The organism is Nitrosomonas eutropha (assembly GCF_900116685.1).
GTDB classification, from domain to species: Bacteria; Pseudomonadota; Gammaproteobacteria; order Burkholderiales; family Nitrosomonadaceae; genus Nitrosomonas; species Nitrosomonas eutropha_A.
In genome coordinates, this window is record NZ_FPBL01000007.1 from 12,898 (window position 1) to 38,620 (window position 25,723).

The following is a 25,723-nucleotide window of genomic DNA, read 5'->3' on the forward strand; positions in this document are numbered from 1 at the left end:
AGTTTATTTTGACTTGGTTAACAACCCGATTTTACGGATTTGTTGCTGTTGCAGCATATCCATTACTTGAATCACCTCTTCGTAACGAACATTTTTATCTGCTGCAATCACGACAGGCTGATTGGCATTCTGTGCCTGTCTGGCCTTGATCAGCTCCACCAGCTGGCTGCGATTCACCTGCTGCTCCCTGTTCGCACCGGCACGATCGCGTAACGTGAGATTTCCATTTGCAGTAATTGTGACTTCTAAAGGTTCTGCTGGAGGTGTAGACGATTTACCGATTTCAGGCAATTCTACCTGGCTGGGCTGGATAAGCGGTGCTGTGATCATAAAAATAATAAGTAGCACCAGCATGACGTCAATATACGGCACAACATTGATTTCATTCATTAATCTGCGTTTACTGCGACGCGGGATCATGAGAAATTTGCCACATCCCGAGGTTTGGCCACACGGCGCTGCAGAACGTTGGATACTTCCTCTATAAAACTTTCATAACGAGTAGCGAGCTGAGCAGTATCACTGGCATAGCGATTATAGGCAATCACGGCCGGAATTGCTGCAAAAAGCCCCATTGCCGTTGCAATCAGTGCTTCAGCAATACCAGGCGCAACATGCGCGATGGTCGCCTGACCAACATTGGACAGCTCACGAAAGGCATTCATGATTCCCCACACCGTTCCGAACAATCCTACGTACGGACTTACAGATCCTACGGTGGCCAGGAATGATAAATGTGATTCAAGCCTGTCCATTTCTCGCTGGTAAACGGCCCGCATCGCGCCACGTGTACTGTCCATAATGGGACCGATATCAACCCCCGACTGATATTTGGTGAATTCACGAAATCCGGCTTCAAAAATACGCTCCATACTACCTGCTGCATGGCGTGCACTGGCTGCTCGCTGATAAAGCGCATTCAAATCTGATCCACGCCAAAATACGCTTTCAAATTCATCGGTTTGTTTGATTTCCTGGCGGAGAGTAAATAATTTTCTGAAAATAAACCACCAGGAAATAAATGAAGCTAATAACAATAGCAGCATAACCAGTTGAACCGGGAGGCTTGCACCGCTAATCAGGTGAAGAAATGATAAATCCTGGGTGATGGTTTTACTCATGATGGCCGTTTTCTATTTTTTGACGAAGTGGCACTGGAATACTAATCGGCTTCAACGTATCTGATCCGACACATACTGCATGAACAATGGCGCTGGCAAGTGTACCTTGTTCACGTAAAATCTGCTGCTGCAATGTTATCCGGCTTCTGCCCACTTCTGTCACCTTCACAGTTATGTCCAATAAATCGTCTAGTACAGCTGGCTTGAAATACTCGATACTGAGCGAACGAATAAGAAAAATCATTTTATGTGACCGGATCATGGTATCCACCGTAAACCCCAGATCGCGCAACCACTCGTAACGGGCACGTTCCATGAAGTTGAGGTAAGATCCGTGATATACAACGCCTCCCGTATCAGTATCCTGGTAGTAGACACGCACGGGATGAAAAAAAGCAGCTTTCATTTTTGTAAAAATACTCTTCAGAAAGATATTGAATTCTTGGCTTGCGGGTTATTACCGATTTTTAATCTGAGTTAAACAGACCAGGTGTAGCGGCTTGCTGCGAAGGAATGATATCGAAATGCTGATAAGTCATGGTTGTTGCCATTCGGCCACGAGGTGTACGCTGCAGAAAACCCTGCTGAATAAGATAAGGCTCCAGCACTTCTTCAATCGTGTCACGTTCCTCATTGATAGCTGCAGCAAGATTATCCACTCCCACCGGGCCACCACCAAACTTTTCCAGCACCGCTAGCAGAAGCTTTCTATCCAGCACATCCAGACCAGTAGCATCAACATCCAGCATCTGCAATGCAGCATCTGCTACCTGGCGATCAATACGCCCATTCGCCCGAACTTCAGCAAAATCACGGACTCTGCGCAGTAATCGATTGGCGATCCGTGGCGTGCCCCGTGATCTGCATGCAATCTCCCTGGCGCCATCGGCAGTAATATCGACATCAAGCAACCCGGCAGAACGGGTAACGATCTTGCTGAGCTCATCGGAAGTATAAAATTCCAGACGGGAAACGATCCCAAAGCGGTCTCTCAGAGGGTTGGTCAACATACCCGCGCGCGTAGTCGCCCCCACCAGAGTAAAACTTGGCAAATCAATCTTGACTGATCTTGCTGCTACCCCCTCGCCGATCATGATATCCAGCTGGTAATCCTCCATCGCCGGATACAGGATTTCCTCAACAATGGGAGAAAGCCGGTGAATTTCATCAATGAACAATACATCATTCGCTTCCAGATTGGTCAGCAAGGCTGCCAGATCACCCGCGCGCTCAAGTACCGGGCCAGAAGTCTGGCGCAAATTCACACCCATTTCGCGAGCAATAATATGGGCCAGTGTCGTTTTACCCAATCCGGGCGGGCCAAACAGCAACACATGATCCAGTGCTTCTTGCCTTTGTCTGGCAGCCTCAATAAAAATCTTCAATTGCTCACGAATTTTTTCCTGACCGACATAGTCATCCAGCTGGACAGGACGAAGCGCACGTTCTATTACTTCTTCTTGAGAAGAAAACGGAGAGGCAGTGATAATCCGATCCGATTCAATCATTTAAGATCAGCCAAAACGTTATTTTACTTTCGACAAAAATTTAAGTGACTGCATAATACCATCAGATACCGTAACGCCTTCTGACAGCTGCTCTAATGCCCGGTTAACTTCGCGGCCATTATAGCCTAGTGCTAATAATGCAGAGAGAATGTCTTTGTCAACGTTAGATGCAACCACTCCCGTTTCAGAAAGGATCGCTACTGGGTCGATCTTATCGCGCAACTCCAGTAATAAACGCTCCGCCGTCTTCTTTCCAATTCCGGGGATTTTGGTTAGGCGAATACTGTCCTGCGATACCACAGCTTGATGGAGATCTGTGACGTTTAGGCCAGACAAGATCGCTAAACCTGTTCTCGCACCAATACCAGAAATTTTTGTAAGCTGGCGAAAAAGAGTACGTTCCTGTTCCGTCATAAAACCAAACAGCAAATGTGCATCCTCACGCACCCATAAATGGGTATGGAGCGTTACTTTTTTGCCAATATCAGGTAATTTGCAGAAGGTACTCATCGGCACGTCAATTTCATAACCGGTACCTTGTACGTCAACCAGTACCAACGGAGGATGTTTCTCAAGCAGCAACCCGGTAATTCTGCCAATCACAGACAACTACCTCGTTTCAGATGATTGCGTACACTCAGGGCAAGCAAACCTGTTCCTCCATGAGCATGGCAAATGGCACAGGCCAACGCATCAGCCGCATCCGGGCGAGGGCGTTCTCCCAGCCTCAACAATCGCATCACCATTTCCTGCACCTGCTCTTTCCGGGCATGACCATTCCCCACTACAGATTGCTTGATTTGCAGAGCAGTATATTCATACACGGAAAGTTCATGAAGAACTGCTGCACTAATTGCGGCACCGCGAGCCTGCCCGAGCAACAGCGTCGATTTGGGATTGATATTGACAAAAACCTGTTCTACAGCAACCTGCTCCGGCTGGTGTTGCAAAATAATTTCATTCAGTCCATCAAGGATAGTCTTCAAGCGATCCGGCAAACCGGATTTTTCGGTTATTACACAGCCACTCCCAAGGTAGGTTAGTTGGCTTCCATTTTTTTCGATAACACCAAAACCTGTGATACGTAAGCCAGGGTCAATGCCCAGTATGCGGATACTCTTGCCGGAAGGTAGCAAGATCAAATATCTAAGACTGCAGTGGTATAAACATCCTGTACATCGTCTATATCTTCCAGAGCATCCAACAGCTTCTGCATTCTGATTGCATCATCACCCTGCAGAAAGACTTCGTTTTCTGGCTTCCAGGTTACCTCAGCCAGTTCAGCCTTAAAACCAGCATTTTCCAGCTCGTCCTTGACTGTTACAAATGTATCCGGATTGGTAATAACTTCCAGACTGCCATCATCATTATCGATAACATCTTCCGCGCCCGCATTGAGTGCAACCTCCAGTAACTGCGCTTCATCAATACCTGGCGCAAATAATAATTGGCCACAATGTGTGAACAAATAAGAGACAGAACCATCCGTTCCCAGGTTACCCCCGTGCTTGGTAAATGCATGGCGAACATCCGCCACGGTTCGTGTACGGTTATCCGTCATGCAATCAACCATGACAGCAGCCCCGGATACCCCATAGCCTTCGTAGCGAATTTCCTCATAGTTAACGCCTTCGAGCTCACCACACCCGCGCTTGATCGCACGCTCGACATTATCCTTTGGCATGTTATGTCCAAAGGCTTTATCCATCGCCAATCTTAACCGGGGATTACTACCAGGATCCCCACCACCCAGCCGGGCAGCAACTGTAATTTCCTTAATCAGACGAGTAAAGATCTTTCCTCGTCTTGCATCTTGCGCGGCCTTTTTATGCTTAATATTGGCCCACTTGCTATGACCAGCCATTGACTTCCTCTAATCATTGAAAGGCTACAATGCTACCATTCCAGCGGCATTGTATAAAGCATGCCGCAGCTGTGCGTCTGGCTGGTCGTTTTTCCTGCGGACCAGTGAATACTTGGATACTTTAATCTCAAGCTGAAAATCAAAGCGGCTCAATTACTCAACCGTAACGGATTTTGCCAGATTTCTGGGTTTATCAACATCAGTACCCTTTTGCAAAGCCACGTGATAAGCCAGTAGCTGTAACGGAATGGTATGCAAAATGGGACTAAGTACACCCCCATATTCATCCATGCGAATAATATGCACCCCTTCACTCTCCTCAATACGTGAATCTGCATCTGCAAAGACGTATAACTCCCCTCCGCGTGCACGCACTTCATGCAAATTGGATTTCAGCTTTTCCAGTAGCACATCATTCGGGGCTATGGCAACTACAGGCATTCCACTATCTACAAGTGCAAGCGGGCCGTGCTTGAGTTCACCTGCGGCATAAGCTTCAGCGTGAATATACGAAATCTCCTTAAGCTTCAGCGCCCCCTCCAATGCGATTGGATAGTGTACGCCACGCCCCAAAAATAGAGCATGGTGTTTCTGGGAAAAATCTCCTGCCCATTTTTTAATTTCCGGCTCACTTTGAAGCGCACGCTGTATCGCAACTGGCAAATGCCGTAATGCGGCAATCATTTTCTGTTCGTCTTCAAGCGGCAATTTGTCGCGTATCTTTGCAAGTACTGCTGTAAACAACAGCAAAACCGCCAGCTGCGTAGTGAAAGCTTTTGTGGAAGCAACTCCAATTTCAGGACCGGCACGAGTCAGGAAGCGCAGATTGGTTTGCCTGACCAGGGCACTTTCCGGCACGTTACAAATTGCCAGGTTGTAGCGATGGCCTAATGACTTGGCATAACTTAGCGCAGCCAGAGTATCCGCAGTTTCACCGGATTGGGAAATGCCAATAACCAGCGTAGCCGGATCAGCAATTGGATTGCGATATCGATATTCACTGGCAATCTCGACATTACAAGGAAGTCTTGCAATTGTTTCCAGCCAGTATTTTGCAACCAGACCAGCATGATAGCTAGTCCCGCAAGCAAGTATCAGTATTCCCTGAGTCTGGGCAAAAATAGTTTGTGCTTCACTGCCAAATAATTGAGGAGACACTGATTGTGCATTCAACACCATTTCCAGAGTATTTGCCACAGCAACCGGCTGCTCAAAGATCTCCTTTTGCATAAAATGCGAATATGGACCTAACTCCACCGCATCCCGTGTCAAGCTGCTCTCAATTACTTCACGGGTAACTTCACAGCCTTTTACCGTATCCAGGCAATTCAAAATACGATATCCATCACTGGATAACTCCGCGACATCTCCTTCTTCAAGATACACAATTCTCTGTGTAATCTGTACTAGCGCAGAGGCATCAGAAGCAGCATAAAGTCCATCATCATCTATCCCAAGCAAGAGTGGAGCTCCATTTCTGGCAACGACAATGCGATCCTGACGCGACTCTTCCATAACAGCGATAGCATATGCGCCTTGTAACTCCTCAAGGGAATGGCAGACAGCATCCAGCAAATCATCGGTCTCACGAAGATAAAGCGAAATCAAATGAGCAATTACTTCGGTGTCGGTATCTGACAGAAATTTAAATCCCTCTTGCTGTAAACGTTGCCGGAGAGTTTCGTGATTTTCAATAATACCGTTATGTACAACGGCAATTTTTCTTTGGTCACCAGAAAAATGCGGATGGGCATTCCGCTCAGAAGGCGCACCATGCGTTGCCCAACGGGTATGCGCAATACCGGTAAATCCTGATGTTCCTCCGGCATGAACCAGCTTGCTCAGCTCCGAAACACGGCCCGTTGTCCGCAATCTGTGCAATGTACCATCTGCAATCACGATTCCCGCCGAGTCATAACCACGGTACTCAAGCCTGGATAATCCTTCCAATAAAAACGGTACAACATCATTTTTCGCAATTGCACCTACAATACCGCACATAACCTGTCCTCTATTCAGCTCTACCTTGTATAAACAACATCAATCCTTGTTTTTTTCCGGCCGCTTCCAGTTGGCAATACTTATTTGTTTAATCCGGGATAATGTTAGCTGACCTTCAGGCGTATCACGCGTAATAGTGGATCCAGCGCCAATTGTCGATCCCTTAGTCACCGTTACCGGAGCGATCAACTGCGAATCAGAGCCAATAAACACGTCATCTTCAATGATCGTTTGGTATTTAAAAGCTCCGTCATAATTACAGGTAATCGTACCAGCACCAATATTCACCCGCCTGCCCATTTCAGTATCACCAATATAGCTGAGGTGATTGACCTTACTCCCGGAGGCTATATGACTATTCTTAATTTCGACAAAATTTCCAACATGTACAGCATCGGCGAGTTGTGTCCCCGGTCGGATGCGAGCATAAGGGCCAACACGACAATTTTCACCTATTTCTGTATCTTCTATCATGCTAAAAGGATGAACAATCGATCCATCCGAGATGGCTACGTTTCTAAGTATGCAGTTTGCGCTAATCTTCACGTTATCACCCAAGCGTACATTACCTTCAAATATGCAATTGACGTCAATTTCAACATTATTTCCGCAAACCAGCTGACCGCGCACATCAAAGCGCGCTGGATCAGCAAACGTCACCCCCTGTTCCATAAGCTTCCTTGCAACATCTTGCTGATGGGTACGCTCCAAGTCAGACAATTGAATCTTGTCGTTTACTCCAACCACTTCCCAATCAGATGCGGGGCTGGAAGTCTCAATTCGGACTCCATCATTAACGGCCATTGCAATAATATCAGTAAGGTAATATTCCCCTTGAGTATTGGCATTACTTAGCCTATCGAGCCAGCTTTCCAGATACATATTCGGAAGAACCATGATACCTGTGTTAATTTCATGGATTCTTTTCTGCGATGGCAGAGCATCCCGTTCTTCTACAATTGCTTGGACACGATTTGTTTGAGGATCGCGTATGATACGCCCATAACCGGCAGGGTTATTCAATTCAACAGTCAGCAAAGCAAGATTATCTTCACATGCTTTATCGACCAGGGATTTAAGTGTATTGCTCTTTACCAACGGTACATCACCGAATAAAACCAGCGTAATACCATTCTTCCTCAAGCAAGGCAGAGCTTGCTTTACTGCGTGCCCTGTCCCCAACTGCTGCGCCTGTTTTACCCAGATAAGATCAGGATCATTACCAACAGTTTGCCGAACCAGCTCTCCGCCATGCCCGTAGATCACACATATTTTTGCAGGAGACAGGGCACGCGCAGTATCTAAAACATGGGATAAAATAGGTTTCCCAGCCAAAGGATGCAAGACTTTAGGTAAAGTTGATCGCATCCTTTTACCCATACCAGCTGCCAGTACGACGACATCAATTTGTAACACGAGTCAGTCCTTACTTGAAATGCTTTGTTGATGATTATGCTATCCGGGGTATATCTGCCAAACTAAGAATTATCTATCACTTTTGCCAATTATCTGTGACAAACACACGCAAACCAAGTGTACTGGAAAGGGAAAGGGTGGAATAAATAAGACAGGTAGCAAAAATGCCTTCTGTTTATAAAAAAGGGCGATTATTAATCGCCCTTTTTTATAAACAGACTACCATTGAACACTAATTAGACAGCTCTAGTGTCTCCTTTTTCTTAGCTTCCGGATAGCTGCCAATTGGGCTGTTGCTTCAATTAACTCAGCTTGTGCTCGAGCATATTCAATTTCAGAAGTCTTATTTTTCATGATTTCTTCTGCTTTGCGCTTAGCTTCTAAGGCTTTGGCTTCATCTAAGTCCTGCCCACGCACAGCAGTATCTGCCAAAATTGTTACAACATCAGGCTGTACTTCAAGCATACCACCCGAAACATAAATTTCTTCATCATCTTGAAGTGGTGCCTTTACCCGTACCACGCCTGACTTGATACGAGTAAGCATGGGGGTATGCTGAGGATATATTCCTACCTCCCCCATCACCGCCGGAGCAACAATGAATTCTGCAGGTCCAGAATAAATCGATTCTTCTGCACTTACTATATCCAAGTGGAATATCGTACCCATTGATTACCTATAAAATAGATATTTATTATTGGAATGACTTAGCTTTCTCTAGTACTTCTTCAATTCCACCCACCATGTAAAAAGCCTGTTCGGGAATATCATCATACTCACCATTAATAATCCCTTTGAACCCCTTAATAGTTTCTTTTAATGAAACATATTTTCCGGGTGAGCCTGTAAAGACTTCGGCAACAAAAAATGGTTGCGACAGGAATCTTTGTATTTTTCGTGCGCGACTAACCGATAATTTATCTTCTGGTGAAAGCTCATCCATACCTAAAATAGCAATGATGTCACGCAACTCTTTGTAACGCTGTAATGTTTGCTGAACTTCACGTGCTGTGTTGTAGTGATCTTCGCCAACAACCAAAGGATCTAATTGACGTGAAGTCGAATCGAGTGGATCAACAGCAGGATAAATCCCAAGAGAAGCGATATCCCGTGACAACACCACAGTAGCGTCAAGGTGACCAAACGTCGTTGCCGGAGATGGATCGGTCAAATCATCAGCCGGTACATATACAGCCTGAATTGATGTAATTGAACCCGTTTTAGACGAGGTAATTCTTTCCTGTAAGCGCCCCATTTCTTCCGCAAGTGTCGGTTGATATCCAACTGCAGACGGCATACGCCCTAATAATGCAGAAACCTCTGTCCCCGCCAGTGTGTAACGATAAATATTATCCACAAAGAACAAAACATCACGCCCTTCATCACGAAATGCTTCAGCCATCGTCAAACCTGTTAGCGCAACACGCAAACGGTTTCCAGGTGGCTCGTTCATCTGACCATAAACCAATGCCACCTTGTCTAATACATTGGAATCTTTCATTTCATGATAGAAATCGTTTCCTTCCCGTGTCCTCTCGCCCACACCAGCAAATACCGAGTATCCGCTATGCTCAATTGCGATATTACGGATAAGCTCCATCATGTTGACAGTTTTTCCTACACCAGCACCACCGAAAAGCCCAACCTTGCCTCCCTTGGCAAAAGGACAAATCAAATCAATAACTTTAATCCCAGTTTCCAACAGCTCCGTCGAGGCTGACAGTTCATCAAAAGCAGGAGCAGTCCGATGAATGGGCATGAATGATTCTGCACCGATTTCTCCCATTTCATCAATGGGCCTACCGAGGACATCCATAATGCGCCCCAGCGTCTTGGTACCAACAGGAACCGATATCTGCTTTTGGGTATTGGTAACCATCATTCCTCGCCTCAGACCATCTGACGATCCAAGTGCAATGGTTCTGACAACTCCATCTCCCAACTGCTGCTGTACTTCCAGTGTTAATTCCGATCCTTCCATTACCAGAGCGTCATATACTTTTGGTATTCCCTCTGATGCAAATTCCACGTCGATTACCGCGCCAATGCATTGAACGATCTTTCCTTGATGGCTCATCACTTTTCCCTAAATACAAATTTACAATACTTAAACAGCTGCTGCTCCGCCGACGATTTCTGAAAGTTCTTTGGTAATAGCTGCCTGACGAGATTTGTTATAAATAAGTGTCAGTTCGTCAATTAAATTACCAGCATTATCGGAGGCTGCTTTCATAGCAACCATCCTTGCTGACTGCTCGGAAGCCATATTTTCAGCAACTGCCTGATATACGAGTGCCTCTATATACCTGATCATAATATCGTCAATAACAGGCTTGGCTTCAGGTTCATAAATATAATCCCATGGAGCGCGAGCAGATTTGGCTTCATTATTATCATCCCCCATATGCTCGTCAGTCAGTGGGAGAAGTTGCTCCATAACCGGTATTTGTTTCATAGTGTTGACAAAACGGTTATAGAAAATATACACCCTGTCAAAATGGTCATCAGTATAAGCATCCAAGACAACCTTAACTGCGCCTATCAGTTTTTCCATATTAGGCGCGTCACCTAAGCCAGTAACCTGTGAAATTACCTGTACACCGAGACGACTCATGAACCCCAAACCTTTGTTACCTATGCAGCAAACTTCTATTTGTTCGCCCTCGGCTCCCCAAACTCGTATTTCATTGAGAGCTCTACGCAATACATTAGTATTCAGCCCGCCACATAACCCTTTATCCGATGTCACAACAATAATTCCTACTCTTTTAACAGAATTACGGTCAATCAGAAAAGGATGACGATACTCAACACTCGCCTTGCTCATATGTGCGGCCACATTACGAATTTTTTCACCATAAGGACGCGCCTTTTTCATGCGATCCTGTGCTTTTCTCATCTTGGAGGCAGCAACCATTTCCATCGCACGCGTAATCTTTTGTGTATTTTTAATGCTTTTGATTTTGTTTCGTATTTCTCTGCTGCTTGCCATGGGTTAGTATATCCCGTTCTGCTTAAATTCCTGAATAGCTGCTTCTAACGCCTTTTCTGTTTCAGCGTCAAGCTCCTTGGATGTCTCGATCTTATCCAGTATTGCAGCATGATGACTACGAACATGGCTTTTTAATGCAGACTCAAAAGCAAGAGCGCGTTTAATGTCAACATCATCAAAATAACCTTTATTCAACGCAAACAGTGTTAATGCCATCTCTGAAACTTTTAATGTAGCGTACTGCGCTTGCTTCATTAACTCTGTAGCCATTTTTCCACGCTCCAGTTGCTTACGTGTGGCCTCATCAAGATCAGAAGCAAACTGTGCGAAGGCAGCAAGTTCACGATATTGCGCCAAAGCCAAACGAATACCACCGCCTAGTTTTTTGATGACCTTAGTCTGAGCAGCACCTCCAACTCTGGAAACTGAAACACCAGCATTGATTGCCGGACGTATACCTGCATTAAATAAATCAGACTCAAGGAATATCTGACCATCCGTAATTGAAATTACGTTAGTAGGTACAAATGCCGTTACGTCACCTGCTTGAGTTTCAATAATAGGTAACGCAGTTAGCGATCCTGTTTTTCCTTTTACTTTTCCACCAGTAGCTTTTTCAACATAATCAGCATTCACTCTTGCTGCTCTTTCTAATAAACGAGAGTGAAGATAGAAAACGTCTCCTGGATAAGCCTCACGACCAGGAGGTCGGCGCAACAACAAAGAAATCTGACGATAAGCCCATGCCTGCTTCGTTAGGTCATCATAGACAATCAGCGCATCCTGCCCCTTGTCACGAAAATATTCACCCATGGTACAGCCAGAATAAGGTGCAATATATTGCATAGCTGCTGATTCAGAAGCAGAAGCCACTACCACAATGGTATATGCCATGGCACCAACTTCTTCCAGTTTACGCACCACGTTTGCAATTGATGAAGCTTTCTGGCCTATTGCAACATAGATGCAGATCATATCTTCACCCTTTTGATTAATGATCGCATCAATTGCAACTGCTGTTTTACCTGTCTGCCGATCCCCAATGATCAACTCACGCTGCCCTCTTCCGATCGGAACCATTGAATCAACCGATTTCAAGCCTGTTTGCATTGGTTGATCAACTGATTTACGTGATATGACGCCAGGAGCAATTTTCTCTATTGGCTCCATTCCTTGTGCAGCTATAGGTCCTTTACCATCAATCGGCTGCCCTAAAGCATTTACGACACGACCCAGCAAAGCCTCTCCTACAGGAACCTCAAGAACTCTGCCAGTACATTTTACGATATCTCCTTCCGTAAGATGTTCGTAAGCACCTAAGATAACCGCACCAACCGAATCACGCTCCAAATTTAACGCCAGACCATACGTCCCACCCGGAAACTCCAACATCTCACCTTGCATTACATCAGAAAGACCATGCACTCGAACGATACCATCCGTCAACGATACAATAGTCCCCTGCGTACGAAATTCCGATGTAACGGAAAGGCCTTCAATTTTACTCTTGATTAATTCACTGATTTCTGATGGATTTAACTGCATTTTATATCACTCCTAGCCTTTGAGAGTCGCCGCCATAGCTTCCAGCTTTCCGGACACAGAACTGTCAATCACCTGGTCACCGATTTCAATTTTTACGCCACCAATAAGCCCACTATCCACACTTACCTGAGCCTTTACTTTATGCTGAAATTTTGCCTCAAGAACCGATATGAGCTTTTCCAGCTGATACGATTCAAGAGGAAATGCCGATACTATTTCCGCTTCAAGCACACTCTCATGTTGCGCCTTAAGTTGCTCATACAGCTCGCTTATCTGCGGCAATACAAGCAGCCGTCCATTTTCAATCAACAATGAAATTAAACGCCTTCCATCTTCATTTAGCTCTTTATCACAAATACTAAAAACGATTTCACGCAGTTTTATTGATGGGATTTGTGGGTTACCGATTAAAGCATTTACCTGAGATTCCTGAATAACAGAGCTGACAATCCCAAGTATCTCCGACCAGAGTGACAAAGATCCACTTCCTTGAGCAAGTCTGAAAACTGCCTCTGCATACGGTCGTGCTATTGTTATCGCTTCAGCCATTTATTTTAACTCTGTCTCTATTGATGCCAGTAGATCAGCATGAGCCTTGGCATTTACTTCACGACGCAGAATTTTTGAAGCACCTTGCACTGCCAACCCCGCCACCTGTTGACGCAATGACTCACGCGCACTAAAAATCTCATGCTGAATTTCTGCTTTAGCTCCGGCTAGAATTTTTTCACCCTCAACTCGAGCATTCTTTTTAGCTTCTTCTATGATGTCAGAAGCTCTTTTTTCCGCCTGAATAACGATCTCACCCGCACGCTGTTTGGCTTCTTTCAACACCTCTGATGAACGCTGGCTGGCAAGCTCCAATTCCTTCTTACCACGCTCACCTGCTGCCAAGCCATCCGCTATTTTCTGCTGACGCTCTTCAATAGCACGCGATAAATACGGCCACACAAACTTTGTGGAAAACCATATAAATATGGAAAAAGCTATCGCTTGCGAGACCAATGTGAAATTTATATTCATAACAGCCCCTTATTTACATTCAGCAACTAATTCAATGATTTACTGTACAACAGCTAACAATGGGTTACCAAATGCAAAAAGCATTGCTAAACCTACGGCAATAATAAATGAAGCATCAGTCAACCCCAGCAACAAGAATACCTTACCCTGCAAGGTGGGAATCATTTCAGGCTGGCGAGCCGCACCTTCCAAAAATCGGCCACACATCACACCCACACCAATACATGCACCTGCCGCACCCAAACCAATCATTAGCCCAATACCAATTCCGGTATACGCCTGAATCATTGCAAGAAATTGAACGTTATCCATATTTTTCCCTTTAGTTCAAGTTAATAACAAAAAACCTTATAAATCAATGTGACTCATGCGCCATAGAAAGATAAACTACAGCCAATATCATAAATATAAACGCATGCAACACCACGATCAGTATGTGAAAAATTGCCCAACCAACGCCGAGGACAGCCCCAAAAATTGTACCAGCGACCCCTGTTGCCGCCCACATGCCGAGCAACATAAAAATAATCTCACCAGCATACATGTTCCCAAAAAGTCGCAAAGAATGAGACAAAGGCTTTGAGATGTATTCAATCAGGTTCAGCAACAAATTGAACGGCCACAATATAGGATTTTTGCCGAAAGGAGCACAAAACAATTCTTTAATCCACCCTCCAAAACCCTTTACCTTAATACTGAAATAAATTGTCAGCACCCAGATAGAAAGCGCAAGTGCAAAAGTTGTATTGACATCTGCTGTTGGCACACCTCGCCAGTTATGCAGGCCGAACAAGTGTTCGTAAATCCACGCCATAATATCGATAGGCAAAAAATCCATGGAATTCAACAGAAGAACCCAGACAAAAATTGTTAGTGCCGCTGGAGCAACAAAGGCGTGACGATTTCCGTGGAATGTATTTTTTACCTGATCATCTATAAATTCTATCAACAACTCGACAAAAGCCTGTGTTTTACTGGGAACTCCCGACGTAGCTTTCCTAACAACCATCCAAATAAAGCCAAGGCTGATTACACCAAGTATCAACGACATCACCAGTGTATCGACATGCAAAACCCAGAACGAACCCTCTCCGATGCTCATCGTCTTATGTGTTAAGTGATGCTGTATGTACGATGTTGGGTTTAACTCAGCTTCAGTTGACATCTACCTACCTTTATTACGTTAATTGATATGTTTTTTAACACGAGGCTTTTCTGAAACAAACACTGCCATGCTTGATATCAATACAGCAGCAGCAAACGAACCAATAAATATAACAGGCTTCAAATCTTTATATGCTGCAAATACGATCCATAACAGCATTACTATTAAAAATATTTTCACAGCCTCCGCACGAAGTGCCGTGCGCAAAACATCACCTGCAGAATATCCACTGTGCCTCGATATCAAAACTGCGTAAGCTCCTCCCGCAACCACGCTGACTAGCACACCGAAAAAACCGGAGAATGCACCATTTATACCTGACAGCAAGCCACAGATAACAGCAACAACACATGCAAATACCAGCTGCCAGAGCAGAACAATGCCAAGCGGTCTGTTCTTAATCTGAAACATTAATACAAGCAGATATGTCAAAAAATTAAAAAATGAAATGTCCCTAAAAAAGTGCGGCGATTCTACCTTGATCACCCCACCCAGTCAATGCGAATGAGAAATATCGGCTTTAACTTAATATTTTCTATATTTTTCTGTGATTTAGGTGCTGTCCGCATATTTACTTACTTAAACTCATTTACATCCAAACCTTCTATTCGTATTTTACAAATCCTGCGTACGCTCAAAAAAGAAAAATCCAATTTTTTTGAAGTTTAGTCATTGATTAAGTAGAATTATAAAACCGTTGTTTAAATGTTCACAGAAGCAACAGGTTTATCAATGTAATTCGATACAACATCGATGCATGAGTTTTAAGCTGATCCCTTGCCTTACTTCCACGTTCTACACTGAAAACGTTGCAAGAAGGCTTTACCCACAAGGAAATTATGAGACATTACGAAATTATATTTATTGTTCACCCAGACCAAAGCGAGCAAGTATCTGCCATGATTGAGCGCTATAGCAACATCATCACTGAAAGATCTGGAGAAATTCACCGATTGGAAGATTGGGGACGCAGACAACTCACCTATCCCATACAAAAACTGCATAAAGCGCACTACATTTTAATGAACATCAAATGCGATCAAGAATCCCTCAATGAATTGGAGCATAGCTTTAAATTTAATGATGCTATTCTTCGCCACCTTGTTATCCGCATGAATGGCCCGGTTACAACTCCCTCCCCTATGATGCAAGAAGATAAACCGAAGCCCGATGAAAATAGCAGGAGCACTTCGTCTCCCAGAGTGAGCACAGCCGATGACTCGCCTAGTGACACACAAGCAGCAACTGAGGAAAACGATCCTCAATCCTGATATGAAGTTTCCATCGAACCTGAATCAGGTGATTATCGGTGGAAAGATTGTTGATCTGAATATACCTCGCTATACGCCTGTTGGTATTATGATCGTCGAGTTTAGACTGAGCCACGTTTCCAGCCAGGAAGAAGCTGGTATCCAGCGCAAGATTGAATTTGAACTCGCGGCAGTCGCCATGGCAGGCATGGCTGAAAAAATTGCTCGCTTGGGATCTGGCAGTCATGTCGAACTTACCGGCTTCGTTACAAAAAAAAATCGCTTAAGTAACCAGCTGGTTTTGCATGTTAGTGATGCCAGAATTATCTGAAAACAAATACCAAATATGTACGCTCTTAATGGAGAAATAACATGAGATTCTCAAGAAACAAAGATGCAAAGAACAAGATGAAAGACCGGATGGCAAACCGGCCGCTATTTAAACGCAAGAAATTCTGTCGGTTTACAGCTGAGGGAATTAAAAAAATAGACTATAAAGATGTTGATCTGCTGAAAGACTTTATCAGCGAGAATGGCAGAATCATACCGGCTCGAATTACAGGTACGCGCGCATACTATCAACGTCAATTAAACTTAGCCATCGAACGCGCCCGTTTCCTGGCGTTATTACCCTATACTGATCAGCACTAAGCAATCGGGAGAAACAGCATGCAAGTAATTTTGTTAGAGAAAATCATCAAGCTTGGTTCACTGGGCAGTATTGTGAATGTCAAACCAGGGTATGCTCGCAATTATCTGATCCCTCAGGGAAAAGCAAAGAGAGCAACCGAAAGGGTTATAGCTGAATTTGAAACACAACGCGCGGAGCTGGAAAAGAAACAAGCCGATATTTTAGATGCAGCGGGCACACAGGCAGCAAAACTGGACGGACTGCTCATACAAATCTCCCAGAAAGCAGGTGTGGATGGCAAACTTTTTGGATCAGTCACCAGTGCAAATATTGCCGAAGAGTTGTGCAAACAGGACTTTGCAATTGAAAAGTCCATGATTCGCATGCCTGAGGGACAAATCAAACAGGTGGGTGACTATACGGTTATCGTTGCACTGCATAACGAGGTATCGGCTCATATTACTGTATCGGTGTTGGGCGAAACAACAACCTGACACTACCGGGTAAAGACTAAACAAAAAAAGGACTACCCCCGGTCCTTTTTTTGTTTCTCCATCAGACACTACCATCCCGACCCTGGCTGTTAGCCACCATTAATTCACATGAATCAACCCACGACCAACTTTATTCAGAACCTTGCTGATAACAGTATTTACAAGCTTCCGCCCCACTCCATCGAGGCTGAACAATCCGTTCTTGGTGGACTCATGCTGGATAATCAGGCATGGGACAAAGTAGCGGACATCATTATCGAGAGTGATTTCTACCGCCAGGATCATCAACTCATTTACCAACACATATGCCGTCTTATAGAACAAAGCAAGCCAGCAGATGTAATAACTGTTGCAGAATCTCTTGAAAATGCGGCCCAACTGCAACACGCGGGTGGACTGGCCTATATCGGTGCCATTGCACAGAATACCCCGTCTGCTGCCAACATCCGCCGTTATGCGGAAATCGTGCGGGAACGCTCAATCATGCGCAAGCTGGCGCAAGTCAGCACACAAATAACTGATTCAGCTTACAATCCTGCAGGCCGCTCTGCGGGCAATTTGTTGGATGAAGCAGAAAGCAGAATATTTGAAATCGCCGAACAAAGTGCGCACGGAAAACAAGGATTTGTTGATATCCAGCCATTGCTCAAACAAGTAGTCGAGCGAATCGAGATGCTCTATAACCGGAGTAATCCCAGCGATATTACCGGCATTCCATCCGGCTTCAGCGATCTCGATCAAAAAACTTCTGGTTTCCAAGCCGGTGACCTGATCATCGTTGCCGGGCGGCCTTCAATGGGAAAAACCGCCTTTGCACTCAATATTGGAGAACATGTCGCATTGGAAGCTGGCAAACCAGTGGCAGTATTCAGCATGGAAATGGGGGGCGCACAGCTTGCCATGCGTATGTTGGGCTCAATCGGGCGATTGGATCAGCACAAAGTACGCACAGGCCAACTGGATGATGATGACTGGCCCAGGCTCACCCATGCATTAGGAAAGCTGAACGATGCGCCGATATTTATTGACGAAAGTGCCGCACTGAACTCTTTAGAGCTGCGTGCCCGCGCTCGGCGTTTGTATCGTCAGCATGAAGGGCTAGGGCTCATCATTATTGACTACCTGCAACTCATGTCATCCACTTCGCCCAACAGTGAAAGCCGCGCTGCCGAAATTTCAGAGATCTCACGCTCACTGAAAGCACTGGCAAAAGAATTGCAGGTTCCTGTAATTGCTTTGTCGCAGCTGAATCGCGGCCTTGAACAACGCCCCAACAAACGCCCAATTATGTCTGATTTGCGTGAATCAGGCGCCATCGAGCAGGATGCAGATGTTATTTTATTTATTTATCGGGATGAAGTTTATAATCCGGATACTCAGGACAAGGGTATTGCTGAAATCATCATCGGCAAGCAGCGTAACGGGCCTATTGGCAAGGTCGATCTGACTTTTTTAGGCGAATTTACAAGATTTGAAAATTGTGCGCGTACCGCTGACTACTACTGATTCAACCAGCCCGAACAATTAATTTATACCCATACGGCGATACTGAATAGCTTCCGCCACATGCTTTCCCAAAATAGACTCACTGCCTGACAAATCTGCAATGGTTCGAGCCAGCTTCAATATTCTGTGATAAGCCCGTGCTGAAATATTCAAATGGGTCATGGCTCGTTCCAGCATTCGCTTACCCTCCGCATCCAAAACACAGTATTTTTCAATTTCCTGCACCCCCAATCCCGTGTTGGGTACGTTTTGACGATTTAACTGGCGCTGCCGGGCAACCAACGTCCGTTCCCGAATAACAGCGCTTGATTCACCCGGCCCGGGGCGCAACATATCCTCCTTCGGCAAAGCGAGGACTTCAATCTGAATATCGATTCGATCCAGTAGCGGACCGGAAACCTTGCCACGATAACGCGCCACTTGATCAGGTGTACAACGACATTTATTGGTGTAATGCCCCAGATATCCGCATGGACAGGGGTTCATTGCAGCAATAAGCTGAAATCTGGCTGGAAAATCTGCTCGGCGTGCTGCGCGTGAAATGGTAATGTGACCGGATTCAAGCGGTTCACGCAGCACCTCCAGAACCCGTCGATCAAATTCAGGCAACTCATCAAGAAACAGCACTCCATGCATGGCCAGCGAAATCTCACCCGGACGTGGGATACTGCCCCCACCCACCAATGCCACGGCCGAGGCAGTATGATGGGGTGACCGGAACGGGCGACGCTTCCAGTCGGCCAAATTAAAACTGCCACTCCCCAAAGATTGAATGGCGGCCGATTGCAGCGCCTCCTGCCCGGTCATGGGCGGCAAAATTCCCGGAATACGCTTGGCTAACATGGTTTTTCCTGTACCCGGCGGGCCAATCATCAGCATGCTGTGCCCGCCTGCAGCAGCGATCTCCAACGCGCGCCTGGCCTGCATTTGCCCCTTGACATCTCCCATGTCCGGATAATCATTTGATTCCAACTCAGCCAGTCCACCACGATAAGGTTGCCACGGCTCCTGCCCAGTCAGATATGCACACAGCTGCAGCAGCGAAGCAGCAGGATAAATAGTCGCCTCTTTGACTAGTGCTACTTCACCCGCATTTTGCTCCGGCAAAACAAAACTGCGGCCTGAACGGGAAGCACTGTAAGTCATGGCCAATGCGCCGCGAATCGGGCGCAGACGACCATCAAGAGACAACTCTCCTGCCCATTCATACTGATCGAGTTTATTTGCGGGAATTTGCCCGGTTGCCGCCAAAATACCCAACGCAATAGGCAAATCGAAGCGCCCGCTTTCCTTGGGTAAATCAGCCGGCGCAAGATTAACCGTGATACGCCGGGCAGGAAATTTGAATCGTCCATTCTGCAGTGCGGCGCGCACCCTGTCTTTACTTTCCCGGACCTCCGTTTCCGGAAGTCCGACTATAGTAAATTTCGGCAGGCCGTTAGCAAGATGCACCTCTACGGTTACTAGCGGTGCATCTACTCCACACAATGCACGGCTATACAGAATAGCCAGAGACATAAAGGAACACGATCAAAACATGATGAGCCAGTGCATCACCAGAAAAAAACGTAACCAATCTCAGTACGGCCCATTATTGGCCGACCCAGGGCCGGAAGTATCCATTACATCTTCTACGGTACCCCCAGCCATTGTTGATGGATGCGCCTGCTGCTCCAGTTTGTTCACCTTCTCTTCCAATTCAGCCAGCCTGATACGCGTACGCTTGATCATCTCCTGTTGCACATCGAATTCTTCCCGCGTGACCAAATCCAGTCGGGAAAAAACACCCATCAACATGGCACGCATATTTTTCTCAATATCTTTAGCCGGGCTACCCGCCAAGATTTCATTAACCTTGCTGCCGATTTCATCCAGTACATTTTTATTCAGCATTTCTTCTCTCCATTAAATTTCAAAGTTTTATTATCGGCTTCCGGGATAAAATCTCATATTTTAAACGAACAGGCAAACACAAATCAGCAGCTCCTATCCAACTATCAGGCGGTATACAGCTGCATCATTCATCCTTTAATCTACCTTCAACCAATAAGTCTCGATGAACCGTCTGCAACTTTTGGAATACTGGCTGAAAACTCTCTATCCCAATCAACCCTTCACTTTGTCGCCTGCCTCGGCAGATGCCAGTTTTCGCCGCTATTTTCGCGTATCCCTTCCCGGGGAAACACTGATTGCCATGGATGCGCCACCACAACTGGAAGATTGCCGGCCTTTCCTGCATGCCGCCAGTGTATTTGCAAAAGCATCCATTCATGTGCCCAACATCGTCGCACAAAATCTGGATCAAGGTTTTTTACTGTTATCCGATCTTGGCACCACCACTTATCTGCAAGCACTTACCACCAAGCCAGAAAACGCCAATCAGCTCTACCAGGATGCCATTGATGCACTGATCAGGATACAAAGTGCCAGCCAGAAAAACACCTTCCACGAGTATGATCGGGGGTTGCTTTCCAGTGAGCTGGAACTTTTTCCTGATTGGTACATGACACGCCATTTGCATGTTGCGCCGAATGATGATCAAAAGAATATACTAAAGGTAGTTTTCAATCTGATTCTTGACAACAATCTCGCACAACCGCAAGTATTCGTACACCGTGATTACCACAGCCGCAACCTGATGGTAGCTTCCCCTAATCCCGGCATTATCGATTTTCAGGATGCCGTCCTTGGCCCCATCACTTATGATCTGGTGTCCCTGTTCAAAGATGCCTACATCCAATGGGAAGAAGCACAGGTACTGGATTGGATAATCCGCTACTGGGAACGCGCACGCCGGAGCAGATTACCCGTTACAGCCGATTTCCCCAGTTTCTACCGGGATTTTGAATGGATGGGTGTACAACGCCATCTCAAAGTACTGGGAGTTTTTTCCCGACTACACTATCGCGATCAGAAAGACGCCTATTTGCAGGACATGCCCACAGTCATGCAGTATCTTCGAAAAACCTGTGAACGTTATGGCGAACTTCATCCGCTGGCCCGACTACTGGATCAACTGGAAGACAAAACACCCGCAACCGGTTATACCTTCTGATCAAGAAACACCTGATGTTCAAAATCATGATCCTGGCGGCTGGCAAAGGGGAACGCATGAAGCCACTCACCGATACCTGCCCCAAACCACTGCTGCGGGTAGGTGAAAAAATGCTGATCGAGTATCATCTGGAGAAACTGGCACAGGCTGGTTTCTCCAGCGTTGTCATTAATCACGCCTACCTTGGCGATATGATTGAAGCTACGCTGCAGGATGGCAAACGCTATGGCCTCCATATTCAATATTCACCGGAATCCATCGTACTGGAAACCGCAGGCGGCATTGCCAATGCATTACCATTGCTCACTAATCCCGATAAAGATCAGCCTTTTGCAGTCATCAACGCTGATATCTTCTGCAATATGGACTTCTCCGCCCTGCAACCAGTTCTGCAACAGATGCAATCAGATTCAGAGCAAATGTTGGCTCACTTAATCTTGGTAAACAATCCGCCACATCATCCAGAAGGGGATTTTTCCCTGCATGACGATACCGGCAAACTGGTTGAATCAACCTGCCCGGATTGCCGAAAACTCACTTTCAGCGGCATCGGGGTTTATCACCCCACACTTTTCAAAAATGTGTTCCCCAATCAAGCTGAAAAACTGGCTCCCCTGCTGCACCAGGCCATTGCTGCCGGGAAAGCCACCGGTTCATATTTTCCGGGCTTGTGGTTGGATATCGGCACCCCTGAACGCCTGCAACTGCTCGATACCAGACTCAGGCAATCTGCTCTGAGCACTTAATTCTGATACATCTTCAAAAATCTTTACTGTGAAGCAAACGTATGTCAGTGCACAATTTTCGTCCTAAATACCGCCAAGATATTGATGGCCTGAGAGCACTGGCCATTCTCCCTGTTGTTGCCTACCATGCTTTCCCCCGTTACGCACCAGGTGGATTTATCGGAGTTGACATCTTTTTTGTCATTTCGGGATATCTAATCTCGCTCATCGCGTTCAAAAACCTGGCAAACAATAATTTTTCCTTCACAGAATTCTATGCCCGAAGAATCAAACGTCTTTTTCCTGCGCTAATAGTGGTAACAAGTACATGCTATATGTTCGGGTATTTCGCGCTATTACCTGATGAGTTCATGCAACTTGGGAAACACATCGCTGCTGGCATGGGATTTGTAGAAAATTTCGTGCTGCGGAAAGAAGCCGGGTATTTTGATGTTGCAACCGAACTGAAACCCCTTATGCATTTGTGGTCGCTCGCAATTGAGGAACAGTTCTACCTGATCTATCCATTTTTAATCTGGCTGTTATGGAAAGCCAGATTAAACGCGCTCACATTTGTAATTCTCCTGGGCTGCATTTCATTCTGGCTAAGTTACAAAGGTATCCATAAAAATGCCATAAAGGCTTTCTTTGTTCCTCAAACCCGCTTCTGGGAATTGATGATAGGCTCGATACTCGCCTATTTCCATGCGTTTGACGCACACAAGAAGATTCATTCATTCATGTTGGTATATTCAATCGGGTAATTTTTCGCGAAATTCCGGCACATGAAGAACGTGATGCGCTACTGGCAAATACATCATCAGCAATCGGTCTACTTCTGATTGTTTATGCAGTTACAGGTTATAACCGCGATATGCTTTTCCCTGGGCCTGCTGCACTGGCCCCGGTAGCAGGTGCTGTACTCTTGATTCTTGTCGGGCCGCAGGCATACGTAAATCGTAAACTGCTGGCAAACAAAGCAATGATCTGGATCGGGCTAATCAGCTACCCGCTCTATCTCTGGCATTGGCCAATCCTGTCGTTTGCCCGGATTATTGAATCTGACACTCCTCCACGTAGTATCCGTGTCTCTGCTGTAATACTCAGCTTCATTCTGGCGGCACTCACCTATTACTTGATTGAAAAACCTATTCGGTTTGGGCAGACAATGTCATACAAAGTTATAACTTTGTGTGTGCTGGCGGCTTTCATTGGTTACACCGGCTATTACACCTATTCCAGAGATGGATTACCATTCCGGGAAGAAATCAAGGAAATGATGGCCAAAAATGAAATATTTTCAGACAAAAACACACCCTGGCTCCCGGAAAATCAGGAACCTTGGTGCAAGGAAAAATTCAATCCAAAAATTGATGGTTATTGCAGACTGGCAAAAAACGAAGCGCCAACAGTGCAGATAATCGGTGATTCCCATGGTGTTTCCCTCTATCCGGGACTACGGGATGCCTTGATGGATACCTCTGAGAATATTCTTATGATCGGCACAGGAGGCTGTCCGCCACTCCTCAATACCTCGAGTTATGATCGAAAAGACAAAAACGAGAACTGCCTGATGATCACGGCACAGGCAATTGAGATTGCTGCTGGATCTGAAAGTATTAAAACCGTTATTTTGGCAGCGCGCGGCCCGTTATATCTCTCATCCAAGGGTTTTTCTTACAATGATTTTGCTGCCGAAACAGAATATGATTGGGTGCTAACGTCACCAGCCAATCCAGATTTGACTGATCATTATGTGATTTATGAATCTGCAATGCGAAGCACATTGAATACACTGACAAAAACGAAAAACGTCATATTTGTATTCGATAACCCGGAATTGGGTTTTGATCCTAAGTCCTGTATTGATTCCCGTCCATTAAGACTTACAAATCGTATAAAAACCCCCTGCGCTATACCACGCAAAGATTTCGATGAGCGCAACAGGGAATATCGCAATCTTATCCTGTCAATTCTGAGGGATTATCCATCCGTTAAGATATTTGATGCAGCAGCGCAACTGTGTGATGAACAACAATGCCTGGCGATGAAAGAAGATAAGGTACTATATCGTGATGATGATCACCTTTCACTGGATGGAGCACGTCTAATCTCTGCGGAATTGGTAAAATTACTTCATTAGGCGCAGTATGGCTACCACCCAAGAAAACAGCGGTGATTTAAACCATTTGGATAAATACCATGACTCAACATATTTCCTGTGATTTGCATGACTATATCGAAGTGGCCTGTATGTATGGTTATCAGATCAGGTTGATTCTGAAAGATCAGTCAACCGTGGAAGGGAAGGCGAAGGATATTCTGACGGATGCGGAGAAACGGGAGTTTTTGCTGCTGGAAACTGGTTCCGGATCACAGCAGGTCGAATTGATTTCGCTGGATAAACTGCAGGTGCTAACTCCGAATGCACGCTTCAGTGAAGTCGTGTTTTCTGATTCCTGCGAGCCCTGAATCCGTTACGATCTGGAAACTGCCTGAATAATCAGGCAAGCAACCCGTCATCCGGCGGGCTGACTTTTCCAGATTCCGGCTTTCTCCGGGGTGATACAACCTGAATTAACAGCGTAGCGGAATAAATCGGCCTTTCTCCGGTCAGCGCCTGCCGTCATACCACATCGGCAGCTTCTTTTTATTGCGCAATGAGCCCAAGGGAGACAGCACCAGGTAAAAAAATTGCCTGGTAATCTCCCATCCACTGTAAAGCCTAGTTTTCCTGGAAGAAGTTTCAAGCGGATGGTTGTTCAGAATGGTAAATTTAAGTTTACGTTCGCGGCCATACTGCTTGAGTTTCTGGCTCCATTCGATTTCTTCTGCCGCGTACAGTGTCAAATCAAACCCGCCCACCTCTTTGAATGCGACAGCATTGCATACCATCAGCGCCCCAGCAGCCCAACCAAGCTGCACTGACAGCAGCGTCCATAACTTCAACACAACCTCCGCCCACCAAGGCTGATCCGGCATATAAACCGTGCTGCCTGCACCGACGTGCCTACCTTGTTTGATCAATTCAAACATATCGCCCACCAGCCCGGCATTCATCAGGCAATCGGCATCCATGAATATCAGCCACTCACCCTTGGCAGCATCCGCACCAGCCGTTCTAGCACGCGCAATATGATTGATCGGCTCAAAAACTACCCGAGCGCCTGCTCGTTTAGCCAGATGAGCGGTTGCATCAGTAGAATTGTTATCCACCACGATGATCTCATGAGCGTAGCCGTATGATTGATTAGCCGCCACCGCGTCGGTAACCGAACGCAGGCACTGCTCGATCAGTTGCTCTTCATTGAAAGCCGGAATGATGAAAGAAATATACATATCGTTGATTAAATTATAAAAATACTGGTATGTTCATCAAATATCCCGGTGCCACAATCCGCTGATTGCGACTCAACCTCACCATTTA

General features: G+C 45.7%; 31 protein-coding genes. 10 read left to right on the forward strand and 21 right to left on the reverse strand.

Annotated elements, in window-relative coordinates:
• Nucleotides 1-3: 3 nt before the first annotated feature.
• From tolR to BM331_RS08105, 18 genes are all read right to left on the reverse strand, one after another.
• Nucleotides 4-420 (reverse strand): protein TolR, encoded by a 417-nt coding sequence (gene tolR, locus BM331_RS08020; RefSeq protein WP_177217851.1) that lies wholly within the window; start codon nucleotides 418-420, stop codon nucleotides 4-6.
• Complete coding sequence (gene tolQ / locus BM331_RS08025; RefSeq protein WP_074928709.1) at nucleotides 417-1,121, reverse strand: protein TolQ; 705 nt, start codon at nucleotides 1,119-1,121, stop codon at nucleotides 417-419. The genes tolR and tolQ overlap by 4 nt, the downstream gene beginning before the upstream one ends.
• On the reverse strand, nucleotides 1,114-1,527 hold the full coding sequence (gene ybgC, locus BM331_RS08030; RefSeq protein ID WP_074928711.1) for a tol-pal system-associated acyl-CoA thioesterase: 414 nt from the start codon (nucleotides 1,525-1,527) through the stop codon (nucleotides 1,114-1,116). The genes tolQ and ybgC overlap by 8 nt, the downstream gene beginning before the upstream one ends.
• Before the next feature lie 61 nt (nucleotides 1,528-1,588).
• Complete coding sequence (ruvB, locus tag BM331_RS08035; RefSeq protein WP_074928713.1) at nucleotides 1,589-2,629, reverse strand: Holliday junction branch migration DNA helicase RuvB; 1,041 nt, start codon at nucleotides 2,627-2,629, stop codon at nucleotides 1,589-1,591.
• A gap of 18 nt (nucleotides 2,630-2,647) precedes the next feature.
• On the reverse strand, nucleotides 2,648-3,232 hold the full coding sequence (gene ruvA / locus BM331_RS08040; RefSeq protein WP_074928714.1) for a Holliday junction branch migration protein RuvA: 585 nt from the start codon (nucleotides 3,230-3,232) through the stop codon (nucleotides 2,648-2,650).
• On the reverse strand, nucleotides 3,229-3,765 hold the full coding sequence (ruvC, locus tag BM331_RS08045) for a crossover junction endodeoxyribonuclease RuvC (RefSeq protein WP_074928863.1): 537 nt from the start codon (nucleotides 3,763-3,765) through the stop codon (nucleotides 3,229-3,231). The genes ruvA and ruvC overlap by 4 nt, the downstream gene beginning before the upstream one ends.
• Nucleotides 3,766-3,767: 2 nt before the next feature.
• Nucleotides 3,768-4,493 (reverse strand): YebC/PmpR family DNA-binding transcriptional regulator, encoded by a 726-nt coding sequence (locus tag BM331_RS08050; RefSeq protein ID WP_074928716.1) that lies wholly within the window; start codon nucleotides 4,491-4,493, stop codon nucleotides 3,768-3,770.
• A gap of 153 nt (nucleotides 4,494-4,646) precedes the next feature.
• Nucleotides 4,647-6,494: a glutamine--fructose-6-phosphate transaminase (isomerizing) gene (gene glmS / locus BM331_RS08055; RefSeq protein ID WP_074928718.1), complete on the reverse strand. Its 1,848-nt coding sequence runs from the start codon at nucleotides 6,492-6,494 to the stop codon at nucleotides 4,647-4,649.
• 39 nt (nucleotides 6,495-6,533) lie between these two features.
• On the reverse strand, nucleotides 6,534-7,910 hold the full coding sequence (gene glmU, locus BM331_RS08060) for a bifunctional UDP-N-acetylglucosamine diphosphorylase/glucosamine-1-phosphate N-acetyltransferase GlmU (RefSeq protein WP_074928720.1): 1,377 nt from the start codon (nucleotides 7,908-7,910) through the stop codon (nucleotides 6,534-6,536).
• Between the two features lie 246 nt (nucleotides 7,911-8,156).
• On the reverse strand, nucleotides 8,157-8,579 hold the full coding sequence (locus BM331_RS08065; protein ID WP_074928722.1) for a F0F1 ATP synthase subunit epsilon: 423 nt from the start codon (nucleotides 8,577-8,579) through the stop codon (nucleotides 8,157-8,159).
• Nucleotides 8,580-8,604: 25 nt separating this feature from the next.
• Entirely contained in the window at nucleotides 8,605-9,987 is a 1,383-nt protein-coding gene (gene atpD / locus BM331_RS08070) for a F0F1 ATP synthase subunit beta (RefSeq protein ID WP_011633405.1), read from the reverse strand.
• A gap of 30 nt (nucleotides 9,988-10,017) precedes the next feature.
• Nucleotides 10,018-10,902: a F0F1 ATP synthase subunit gamma gene (gene atpG / locus BM331_RS08075; RefSeq protein WP_074928723.1), complete on the reverse strand. Its 885-nt coding sequence runs from the start codon at nucleotides 10,900-10,902 to the stop codon at nucleotides 10,018-10,020.
• 3 nt (nucleotides 10,903-10,905) lie between these two features.
• Entirely contained in the window at nucleotides 10,906-12,447 is a 1,542-nt protein-coding gene (gene atpA / locus BM331_RS08080) for a F0F1 ATP synthase subunit alpha (RefSeq protein ID WP_074928725.1), read from the reverse strand.
• Between the two features lie 12 nt (nucleotides 12,448-12,459).
• Nucleotides 12,460-12,996, reverse strand: a complete 537-nt coding sequence (locus BM331_RS08085) for a F0F1 ATP synthase subunit delta (protein ID WP_074928726.1) — start codon at nucleotides 12,994-12,996, stop codon at nucleotides 12,460-12,462.
• Entirely contained in the window at nucleotides 12,997-13,470 is a 474-nt protein-coding gene (locus BM331_RS08090) for a F0F1 ATP synthase subunit B (protein WP_074928727.1), read from the reverse strand.
• A 39-nt stretch (nucleotides 13,471-13,509) separates the two neighbouring features.
• Nucleotides 13,510-13,782: a F0F1 ATP synthase subunit C gene (gene atpE / locus BM331_RS08095; RefSeq protein ID WP_011633400.1), complete on the reverse strand. Its 273-nt coding sequence runs from the start codon at nucleotides 13,780-13,782 to the stop codon at nucleotides 13,510-13,512.
• 43 nt (nucleotides 13,783-13,825) lie between these two features.
• The gene (atpB, locus tag BM331_RS08100; RefSeq protein WP_074928729.1) at nucleotides 13,826-14,635 is read right to left on the reverse strand and encodes a F0F1 ATP synthase subunit A; all 810 of its coding nucleotides are present in this window, start codon (nucleotides 14,633-14,635) and stop codon (nucleotides 13,826-13,828) included.
• Between the two features lie 18 nt (nucleotides 14,636-14,653).
• Nucleotides 14,654-15,121, reverse strand: a complete 468-nt coding sequence (locus BM331_RS08105) for an ATP synthase subunit I (protein ID WP_256214859.1) — start codon at nucleotides 15,119-15,121, stop codon at nucleotides 14,654-14,656.
• A gap of 353 nt (nucleotides 15,122-15,474) precedes the next feature.
• Between BM331_RS08105 and rpsF the strand changes: the two genes are divergently transcribed.
• The 5 genes from rpsF to dnaB all read left to right on the forward strand — a co-directional run bounded on the left by rpsF (nucleotide 15,475) and on the right by dnaB (nucleotide 18,516).
• Nucleotides 15,475-15,906 (forward strand): 30S ribosomal protein S6, encoded by a 432-nt coding sequence (gene rpsF / locus BM331_RS08110; protein WP_074928733.1) that lies wholly within the window; start codon nucleotides 15,475-15,477, stop codon nucleotides 15,904-15,906.
• A gap of 1 nt (nucleotide 15,907) precedes the next feature.
• Nucleotides 15,908-16,216, forward strand: coding sequence for a primosomal replication protein N (gene priB, locus BM331_RS08115; protein WP_083414722.1), 309 nt, complete (start codon nucleotides 15,908-15,910; stop codon nucleotides 16,214-16,216).
• Nucleotides 16,217-16,257: 41 nt separating this feature from the next.
• The gene (gene rpsR, locus BM331_RS08120) at nucleotides 16,258-16,536 is read left to right on the forward strand and encodes a 30S ribosomal protein S18 (RefSeq protein WP_074928734.1); all 279 of its coding nucleotides are present in this window, start codon (nucleotides 16,258-16,260) and stop codon (nucleotides 16,534-16,536) included.
• 18 nt (nucleotides 16,537-16,554) lie between these two features.
• Entirely contained in the window at nucleotides 16,555-17,010 is a 456-nt protein-coding gene (rplI, locus tag BM331_RS08125) for a 50S ribosomal protein L9 (protein ID WP_074928736.1), read from the forward strand.
• Between the two features lie 108 nt (nucleotides 17,011-17,118).
• A complete protein-coding gene (dnaB, locus tag BM331_RS08130; protein WP_074928738.1) occupies nucleotides 17,119-18,516 on the forward strand; it encodes a replicative DNA helicase in 1,398 nt (465 codons plus the stop codon).
• Between the two features lie 18 nt (nucleotides 18,517-18,534).
• Here dnaB and BM331_RS08135 read toward each other — a convergent pair whose 3' ends face one another.
• Both BM331_RS08135 and BM331_RS08140 read right to left on the reverse strand, forming a co-directional pair.
• Complete coding sequence (locus tag BM331_RS08135; RefSeq protein WP_074928740.1) at nucleotides 18,535-20,034, reverse strand: YifB family Mg chelatase-like AAA ATPase; 1,500 nt, start codon at nucleotides 20,032-20,034, stop codon at nucleotides 18,535-18,537.
• A 60-nt stretch (nucleotides 20,035-20,094) separates the two neighbouring features.
• Nucleotides 20,095-20,409 (reverse strand): accessory factor UbiK family protein, encoded by a 315-nt coding sequence (locus tag BM331_RS08140; RefSeq protein WP_074928741.1) that lies wholly within the window; start codon nucleotides 20,407-20,409, stop codon nucleotides 20,095-20,097.
• Between the two features lie 163 nt (nucleotides 20,410-20,572).
• On the opposite strand from BM331_RS08140, the gene BM331_RS08145 reads away from it, so the two are divergent.
• From BM331_RS08145 to BM331_RS08160, 5 genes are all read left to right on the forward strand, one after another.
• A complete protein-coding gene (locus BM331_RS08145; protein ID WP_074928743.1) occupies nucleotides 20,573-21,571 on the forward strand; it encodes an aminoglycoside phosphotransferase family protein in 999 nt (332 codons plus the stop codon).
• Nucleotides 21,572-21,585: 14 nt separating this feature from the next.
• Nucleotides 21,586-22,317: an N-acetylmuramate alpha-1-phosphate uridylyltransferase MurU gene (murU, locus tag BM331_RS08150; RefSeq protein WP_074928745.1), complete on the forward strand. Its 732-nt coding sequence runs from the start codon at nucleotides 21,586-21,588 to the stop codon at nucleotides 22,315-22,317.
• A 41-nt stretch (nucleotides 22,318-22,358) separates the two neighbouring features.
• Nucleotides 22,359-23,060, forward strand: coding sequence for an acyltransferase family protein (locus tag BM331_RS11430; RefSeq protein WP_083414723.1), 702 nt, complete (start codon nucleotides 22,359-22,361; stop codon nucleotides 23,058-23,060).
• A 74-nt stretch (nucleotides 23,061-23,134) separates the two neighbouring features.
• Entirely contained in the window at nucleotides 23,135-24,439 is a 1,305-nt protein-coding gene (locus BM331_RS11435; RefSeq protein ID WP_371265351.1) for an acyltransferase family protein, read from the forward strand.
• Nucleotides 24,440-24,498: 59 nt separating this feature from the next.
• Complete coding sequence (locus BM331_RS08160) at nucleotides 24,499-24,768, forward strand: Rho-binding antiterminator (protein WP_074928747.1); 270 nt, start codon at nucleotides 24,499-24,501, stop codon at nucleotides 24,766-24,768.
• 141 nt (nucleotides 24,769-24,909) lie between these two features.
• On the opposite strand, the gene BM331_RS08165 is transcribed toward BM331_RS08160, so the two are convergent.
• On the reverse strand, nucleotides 24,910-25,635 hold the full coding sequence (locus tag BM331_RS08165) for a glycosyltransferase (protein WP_074928749.1): 726 nt from the start codon (nucleotides 25,633-25,635) through the stop codon (nucleotides 24,910-24,912).
• Between the last annotated feature and the right edge of the window lie 88 nt (nucleotides 25,636-25,723).

Excerpts from the sequence above, each read along its gene's own strand:
- tolR (WP_177217851.1), bottom strand. The coding sequence starts at position 420 with ATGATCCCGCGTCGCAGTAAACGCAGATTAATGAATGAAATCAATGTT.
- tolQ (WP_074928709.1), bottom strand. The coding sequence starts at position 1,121 with ATGAGTAAAACCATCACCCAGGATTTATCATTTCTTCACCTGATTAGC.
- ybgC (WP_074928711.1), bottom strand. The coding sequence starts at position 1,527 with ATGAAAGCTGCTTTTTTTCATCCCGTGCGTGTCTACTACCAGGATACT.
- ruvB (WP_074928713.1), bottom strand. The coding sequence starts at position 2,629 with ATGATTGAATCGGATCGGATTATCACTGCCTCTCCGTTTTCTTCTCAA.
- BM331_RS08050 (WP_074928716.1), bottom strand. The coding sequence starts at position 4,493 with ATGGCTGGTCATAGCAAGTGGGCCAATATTAAGCATAAAAAGGCCGCG.
- glmS (WP_074928718.1), bottom strand. The coding sequence starts at position 6,494 with ATGTGCGGTATTGTAGGTGCAATTGCGAAAAATGATGTTGTACCGTTT.
- BM331_RS08065 (WP_074928722.1), bottom strand. The coding sequence starts at position 8,579 with ATGGGTACGATATTCCACTTGGATATAGTAAGTGCAGAAGAATCGATT.
- atpD (WP_011633405.1), bottom strand. The coding sequence starts at position 9,987 with ATGAGCCATCAAGGAAAGATCGTTCAATGCATTGGCGCGGTAATCGAC.
- atpG (WP_074928723.1), bottom strand. The coding sequence starts at position 10,902 with ATGGCAAGCAGCAGAGAAATACGAAACAAAATCAAAAGCATTAAAAAT.
- atpA (WP_074928725.1), bottom strand. The coding sequence starts at position 12,447 with ATGCAGTTAAATCCATCAGAAATCAGTGAATTAATCAAGAGTAAAATT.
- BM331_RS08085 (WP_074928726.1), bottom strand. The coding sequence starts at position 12,996 with ATGGCTGAAGCGATAACAATAGCACGACCGTATGCAGAGGCAGTTTTC.
- BM331_RS08090 (WP_074928727.1), bottom strand. The coding sequence starts at position 13,470 with ATGAATATAAATTTCACATTGGTCTCGCAAGCGATAGCTTTTTCCATA.
- atpE (WP_011633400.1), bottom strand. The coding sequence starts at position 13,782 with ATGGATAACGTTCAATTTCTTGCAATGATTCAGGCGTATACCGGAATT.
- atpB (WP_074928729.1), bottom strand. The coding sequence starts at position 14,635 with ATGTCAACTGAAGCTGAGTTAAACCCAACATCGTACATACAGCATCAC.
- rpsF (WP_074928733.1), top strand. The coding sequence starts at position 15,475 with ATGAGACATTACGAAATTATATTTATTGTTCACCCAGACCAAAGCGAG.
- priB (WP_083414722.1), top strand. The coding sequence starts at position 15,908 with ATGAAGTTTCCATCGAACCTGAATCAGGTGATTATCGGTGGAAAGATT.
- rpsR (WP_074928734.1), top strand. The coding sequence starts at position 16,258 with ATGAGATTCTCAAGAAACAAAGATGCAAAGAACAAGATGAAAGACCGG.
- rplI (WP_074928736.1), top strand. The coding sequence starts at position 16,555 with ATGCAAGTAATTTTGTTAGAGAAAATCATCAAGCTTGGTTCACTGGGC.
- dnaB (WP_074928738.1), top strand. The coding sequence starts at position 17,119 with ATGAATCAACCCACGACCAACTTTATTCAGAACCTTGCTGATAACAGT.
- BM331_RS08135 (WP_074928740.1), bottom strand. The coding sequence starts at position 20,034 with ATGTCTCTGGCTATTCTGTATAGCCGTGCATTGTGTGGAGTAGATGCA.
- BM331_RS08140 (WP_074928741.1), bottom strand. The coding sequence starts at position 20,409 with ATGCTGAATAAAAATGTACTGGATGAAATCGGCAGCAAGGTTAATGAA.
- BM331_RS08145 (WP_074928743.1), top strand. The coding sequence starts at position 20,573 with ATGAACCGTCTGCAACTTTTGGAATACTGGCTGAAAACTCTCTATCCC.
- murU (WP_074928745.1), top strand. The coding sequence starts at position 21,586 with ATGTTCAAAATCATGATCCTGGCGGCTGGCAAAGGGGAACGCATGAAG.
- BM331_RS11430 (WP_083414723.1), top strand. The coding sequence starts at position 22,359 with ATGTCAGTGCACAATTTTCGTCCTAAATACCGCCAAGATATTGATGGC.
- BM331_RS08160 (WP_074928747.1), top strand. The coding sequence starts at position 24,499 with ATGACTCAACATATTTCCTGTGATTTGCATGACTATATCGAAGTGGCC.
- BM331_RS08165 (WP_074928749.1), bottom strand. The coding sequence starts at position 25,635 with ATGTATATTTCTTTCATCATTCCGGCTTTCAATGAAGAGCAACTGATC.